The sequence below is a fragment of the Actinomycetota bacterium genome, from assembly GCA_036280995.1.
In the GTDB taxonomy this organism is placed as follows: Bacteria; Actinomycetota; CALGFH01; order CALGFH01; family CALGFH01; genus CALGFH01.
In genome coordinates this window covers 1-5,489 of sequence record DASUPQ010000137.1, presented here as the reverse complement: position 1 = coordinate 5,489, position 5,489 = coordinate 1, and the positions used below count along the sequence as shown (strand labels likewise).

7 protein-coding genes are annotated in these 5,489 nt (G+C 71.5%); 2 read left to right on the top strand and 5 right to left on the bottom strand.

What is annotated here, in order from left to right; all coding sequences use genetic code 11:
- Positions 1 to 162, bottom strand: a 162-nt coding sequence (locus tag VF468_04350) for a YbhB/YbcL family Raf kinase inhibitor-like protein (GenBank protein HEX5877545.1), incomplete at its 3' end; no start/stop codon positions are given.
- A gap of 266 nt (positions 163 to 428) precedes the next feature.
- On the opposite strand from VF468_04350, the gene VF468_04345 reads away from it, so the two are divergent.
- Together VF468_04345 and VF468_04340 are read left to right on the top strand one after the other, a co-directional pair.
- Positions 429 to 1,382: an NAD(P)-dependent alcohol dehydrogenase gene (locus VF468_04345; GenBank protein HEX5877544.1), complete on the top strand. Its 954-nt coding sequence runs from the start codon at positions 429 to 431 to the stop codon at positions 1,380 to 1,382.
- A 54-nt stretch (positions 1,383 to 1,436) separates the two neighbouring features.
- Complete coding sequence (locus tag VF468_04340) at positions 1,437 to 1,664, top strand: hypothetical protein (protein ID HEX5877543.1); 228 nt, start codon at positions 1,437 to 1,439, stop codon at positions 1,662 to 1,664.
- Positions 1,665 to 1,993: 329 nt separating this feature from the next.
- Here VF468_04340 and VF468_04335 read toward each other — a convergent pair whose 3' ends face one another.
- The 4 genes from VF468_04335 to VF468_04320 form a co-directional block, all read right to left on the bottom strand.
- On the bottom strand, positions 1,994 to 2,974 hold the full coding sequence (locus VF468_04335) for an ABC transporter substrate-binding protein (protein ID HEX5877542.1): 981 nt from the start codon (positions 2,972 to 2,974) through the stop codon (positions 1,994 to 1,996).
- 7 nt (positions 2,975 to 2,981) lie between these two features.
- Positions 2,982 to 4,037 carry an ABC transporter permease gene (locus VF468_04330; protein ID HEX5877541.1) on the bottom strand — a complete coding sequence of 352 codons (1,056 nt, stop codon included), beginning with the start codon at positions 4,035 to 4,037 and terminating at the stop codon, positions 2,982 to 2,984.
- Positions 4,038 to 4,078: 41 nt separating this feature from the next.
- Entirely contained in the window at positions 4,079 to 4,849 is a 771-nt protein-coding gene (locus VF468_04325) for an ATP-binding cassette domain-containing protein (protein HEX5877540.1), read from the bottom strand.
- A partial coding sequence (locus VF468_04320; GenBank protein ID HEX5877539.1) for an FGGY-family carbohydrate kinase occupies positions 4,846 to 5,489 on the bottom strand: 644 nt, incomplete at its 5' end. The genes VF468_04325 and VF468_04320, both read right to left, overlap by 4 nt.

Sequence of the window (5,489 nt, the reverse complement as noted above, 5' to 3'; positions counted from 1 at the left end):
AGGGGCGTCGGGGTCCTCGCAGAGTACGGCCAGTTCCACGGTCTCCTCCGGCACCCCTGACCACTCCAGGGCCGGCGACAGGTTCTCATGGTCCTTGGCGTGCCGAGCCGGGAACGGCTGGTGGTCGCCGAAGGATGGGCTGCGCAGCTCGATGCCGGCCATGTCAGCGTCCCTCGTCGTCGGCCGGCTTGATGCGGTCGTCGAAGGTCACGCCACTGCCCTCCAGCCCGACGCTGCCTGCGGAGATCCTCTAACGCCCTACCCTTCTGCCAGCGGCCAAAACCGCGACGCCCAACCAACCTCGGGCGTGCTCATCCCGGCGCGGGGTAGAGGGATCTCCAGCGTCCCCAGGTGGGCCCGGCCCCCGCCCTCGGACCAGGGCCATTCGGGCTAGGCTTGACGGCCCCAAGGGATCGGAGGGGTCAGTCATGAAGGCGTTCGTCTATGAGAAGTACGGCCCGCCGGAGACGCTTCGGATGGCCGAGATCGACAAGCCGGCGCCGAACGCCGACGAGGTCCTGGTGAAGGTCCTGGCAGCATCGGTCAACGCCGCCGACTGGCATGTCATGCGGGGCAAGCCCCTGTTCTCCCGCGCCACCCTGGGGCTGCTGCGGCCGAAACACCAGATCCTGGGCGTCGATGTCGCCGGGCAGGTGGAGGCGGTCGGCAGCGGCGTCACCGGGTTCCAGCCCGGCGACGAGGTCTATGCCAATCTCCTGGACCACGGCTACGGCGGCTTCGCCGAGTATGTCTCGGTGCCGGTGGACGCCATGTCGTCGAAGCCGGCCAGCCTGTCGTTCGAGGAGGCGGCCGCGGTTCCGATGGCGGCGGTCACCGCCCTCCAGGGCCTTGGCCGCCATGGAGAGCTCCAACCCGCCCAGCGGGTCCTGATCAATGGCGCTTCCGGCGGCGTTGGGACCTTCGCGGTCCAGATCGCCAAGGCCTCCGGGGCCGAGGTGACCGGCGTGACCAGCACCAGGAACCTGGACCTGGTCCGCTCCCTCGGCGCCGATCACGTCGTCGACTACACCACGACCGAGGTCGTCGGGGACGGGCGGCGCTACGACCTGATCCTGGACACGGTCGGGAACCGGTCGGTGCCCGACCTCCGGCGGGCGCTTGCCGAGGGCGGCAAGGCCGCCGTCACCGGGTTCACCAGCGTCGCCAGGCTGCTGGAGGTCTCGCTGCGCGGCGGCAAGGACGTCGCCCAGGTGCAGGCCCATGTCACCACCAAGGACCTGAAGCTGCTGTCGGAGCTGATCGAGGCCGGCACGGTCCGCCCGCAGATCGACCGGCGCTATCGGTTCGCCGACATCCCGGCGGCGATCGCCTATCTGGAGCCAGGCCGGGCCAGGGCGAAGGTGGTCGTAGCGGTGCCATGAGGCTGAGAGCGTGAGGAGTGGAACCCCCCGGGAACCCACGAGAAGGAGACGGCGATGCAGCAGCAGGAGGCCTACCCGGTCCGGTTCACGGTGGACTACCCCGATCGGCCGCTGGATCGGCTGACCACCGGCTTCCGGATCGTTGTCGCCATCCCCATCCTGATCGTGCTGGGGACCGTGTCCGGAGGAGGAGGCTGGGAGTCCAGCTATGACGCCACCCGAACCACTGGAACCTGGAGCTGCAGCGCTTCGGCAACCGGGTGGGCGCCTACCTGGCGTTGATGGACGACCGCTACCCGGCCACCGACGAGCACCAGTCGGTCCACCTCGACTACCCCTACCCGGACGCCCAGCGCGACCTCAACCGCTGGCTGCCCCTGGGGAAGTGGTTGCTGGCCATCCCCCACTACGTCGTGCTGTTGTTCCTCTGGATCGCGGCGCTGGTGGTGGTGGTGGTGGTGGTCGTGGCCTGGTTCGCCATCTTGTTCGCCGGCCGCTACCCGCCATTCCGTCTGGCCCAACAGCCGGGACGCTACGGCTGTCGACCGGGGACCGGCCCGCCAGCGGGAGCGCGGACCCCGGCCGACAGCGCGTCGGGCGACGGGGATGGTTCAGCAGCTGGACTTGTAGAGGAACGGCTGGACGTCCGGGTCGTTCATGTTGTCCTTGGTGACCACCACGAAGCCGGTGCCGATCTTCTTCTGGGTCGGCTCGCCCTTGAGGGCGGCGATCGCCTGCTCGACGCCGGCCTTGCCGATGTCGGCCGGCTTCTGGGCGATCAGGGCCTGGACGATGCCCTGCTCCAGGTCCTCCACCTGCTTGGGGCCGGCGTCGAAGCCGACGATCTTGACCTTCTCGGTGGCGCCGGCGCTGCGCAGCCCGGTCGCCGCCCCCTCGGCCGAGAACAGGTTGGTCCCGAAGATGCCGACCAGGTCGGGGTGGGCGGCCAGCAAGGCGGTCGTCTTGGCCGCGGCGACCTCCGGCTTGTCGTTGGAGTACTCCACCCCGACGTACTTGAGGCCGGGTGTCTTCTTGATCTCCTCCTCGAACCCCTTGGCCCGGGCGTCGGTGGTGGAGATGCCGGGCTTGACGTTGATGACCGCCACCGAGCCCTTGCCGCCGGTCAGCTCGGCCAGGCTGCGTGCCGCCTCGCGGCCGCCCTCCTCGTTGTCGGAGGCGATCTCCGACTCGGCCAGCTCGGCGCCGTTCTCGGTGGTGGTGTCGACGAACACCAGCTTGATCCCGGCCGCCTTGGCCTGGGTGAGCGGCGGGATCATGGCCTGGGTGTCGGTCGGGGCGACCAGGATCGCGTCGGGCTTCTTGGCCACCACGGCGTTGACCACCGGGGTCTGCAGCGAGGCGTCGAACTCGTCCGGGGCGGTGACCTCGAGGGTGGCGCCGGCGGCGGCGGCCGCCTCCTGGGCCCCACACTGCATGGTGACGTAGAACTGGTCGCCCTTGACCCCCTGGATCAGGGTGAGCTTGTACTGCCGCTCGGCGCCGCCGCCGGTGCCTCCTCCCTCGTCGTCCCCACCGCAGGCCGCGAGCACGAGCGCGATCGTGACGAGTACGACGAGCCGTCCTCTGCGCATGGTTTCTCTACCTCCTCTCGCCGCGCTCCTGGGCGCGGCGTTTGAGCTGGTCGATGTAGACGGCGATGATCAGGACGGCTCCGACCGCGACCTGCTGCCAGAACGGCTGCACCCCGAGGATCACGAACCCGTTCTGGAGGATGGCCGGGATGAACACCCCCACGACCGTGCCCAGCACCGTTCCGATGCCGCCGAACAGGCTGGTGCCGCCGAGGACGACGGCGGCGATCGCGGCCAGGTTGTCGGTCGAGTGCCCGCCGATGGTGGTGGTCGCGAACCGGGCCAGCGACACCATCCCGGCCATGCCGGCCAGGAACCCCGACAGTGCGTACACCTTGATCAGATGCCGGTCGACGTTGATGCCGGCGCGCCGGGCCGCCTCGGCGTTGGAGCCGATCGCGTAGGTGTAGCGCCCGAAGCGGGTCATGGAAAGGAGGATGGCGCCGACGGCGGTCACCACGGCGGCGATGATGACGACGTAGGGGACGCCGGCAAGCTGCCCGATCCCGATGGTGGTGGTCAGCTGGAGGGGGACGCCGCGCACGTCGATCCCGCCGGTGATCAGCAGGGCCGACCCGAGCGCCATCCCGAGGGTTCCCAAGGTGACGATCAGCGGCGGCACCCTGGCCTTGGTGATGAGCACGCCGTTGACCACGCCCCAGGCCGTGCCGGCGACGATCCCGGCGACCAGCCCGACCGCGATCGCGCCCCAGCCCCCGCCGCCGATGGCCAGCATCACCTTGGCCGCGATCACCCCGGAGAAGACCAGCACCGACCCGACCGAGAGGTCGATCCCGGCGGTGATGATCACGAAGGTCATGCCGACGGCGATGATCAGCAGCCCCGAGGCGTCGGCGGCGATGTTGCGGAAGTTGAACACCGTGGCGAACTGCTGGAAGCGCAGGGCGGCGAAGCCGGCCACGATGCCGAGCAGGATCAGGAACGTCCAGGTGGTGGTCTCGGTCAGCCGGCGGCGGAGCACGCCCCGCAGGCCGTTGCCCGCCGGCTCCGGCACCACCTCGTCCGGCACCTCGGCCGGCGGCACCTGCCGGGTCTCGCTCATTGGGGCACCCCCTCGGGGTTCCCCAAACCCATCCGGCGCATCTAGGCCACCTCTCCGTCCTCGCTGCCGAGGGCGCCGGTCATGGCGGCGATGACCTGCTCCATGGTGGTGTCGGCGGCGCGGTAGCGGGCCACCCGGACCCCGAGCCGGAGCACCTCGATCCGGTCGGCCAGCTCCATCACCTCTGGCATGTTGTGGCTGATCAGCACGACCGCGATGCCCGAGTCGCGCACCCGCCGGATCAGGTCGCGCACATGCGCCGACTGGACAACGCCGAGGGCGGCGGTGGGCTCGTCCATGAACACGACCTTGCTGACCCAGGTGGCGGCCCGGCTGACGGCGACGCTCTGGCGCTGCCCACCCGACAGGTTGGCCACCATGGCCCCGGTGTCCTGGAGCCCGACGCCGAGGTCGGCGAAGGCCTTGTTGGTCCGGCGCCGCATGGCCGCCTTGTCCAGGAACCCGAGCCTGCCGAGCAGCCCGGGGCGGACCAGTTCGCGGCCGAGGAACAGGTTGGCCGCCGGGTCGAGCTCGGGCGCCAGGGCCAGGTCCTGGTAGACGGTCTCGATACCGAGCTCGCGGGCCGCGACCGGGTTCGAGATGGTGACCTGGCGGCCCTCGAACCGGACCGCGCCTCCGTCGGGGGCGAGGGTGCCCGACAGGATCTTGACCAGCGTGCTCTTGCCGGCGCCGTTGTCGCCGACGAGGGCCGCCACCTCGCCCGGGTGGACGGCGAAGTCGACGCCCCGCAGCGCCCGGACGCCGCCGAAGCTCTTCGTGATGCCGCTCGCCTCCAGCAGGGGTTCGCTCACCGCAGGCTCCTCTCTGGTGCGGCACGGGCCGACCCCGGCAGCTCGTCGATCCCTCCGTAGCGGCCGGCGGCGACGCCGGCCAGGAGCGCGGCCCCGCGGGCGCCGGCCTGGGTGACCTGCGGCCAGTCGAACGGGCCGAGCACCGCCCGCTTCACCGAGCGGGCGGCCGGGTTCTTCGCCCAGCCGCCGGCCAGCACCAGCCGCCGGCTCGGCCCGGCGACCGACTCGATGTGGCCGCGCAGCTCGGCCGCCCGCTCGGCCACCGCCTCCAGCGCCGCCCGCCACACGAGCGCGGGGCTGGGATCGGCGCCGATCCCCTCGAGCGTCGCCCGGTCGCCGAACATGTCCCGCACGACCAGGCCGCCGCTGCCGGACGGCATGCCCGCCGCGGCCCGGTCGAGCTCGTCGCGGGCCTGGTCGTCGCCGACCCCGAGCAGACCGAGGAACCGCTGCAGGGCGAGCCCGGCCCTGGAGGACCCGAGCAGGGCCTGGCGGCCGGGCAGGACGTGCCAGCCGACGGTCACCTGGGCGGCGACCAGCCGGCGGACGTCGTCGGGCGCGAGCGGGGGAGGGACGGCCCGGATGAGCGCCTCGGCGGTGCCGCAGGAGTCGAACAGGTCGCCGGGCCGGGTCGCGGCGG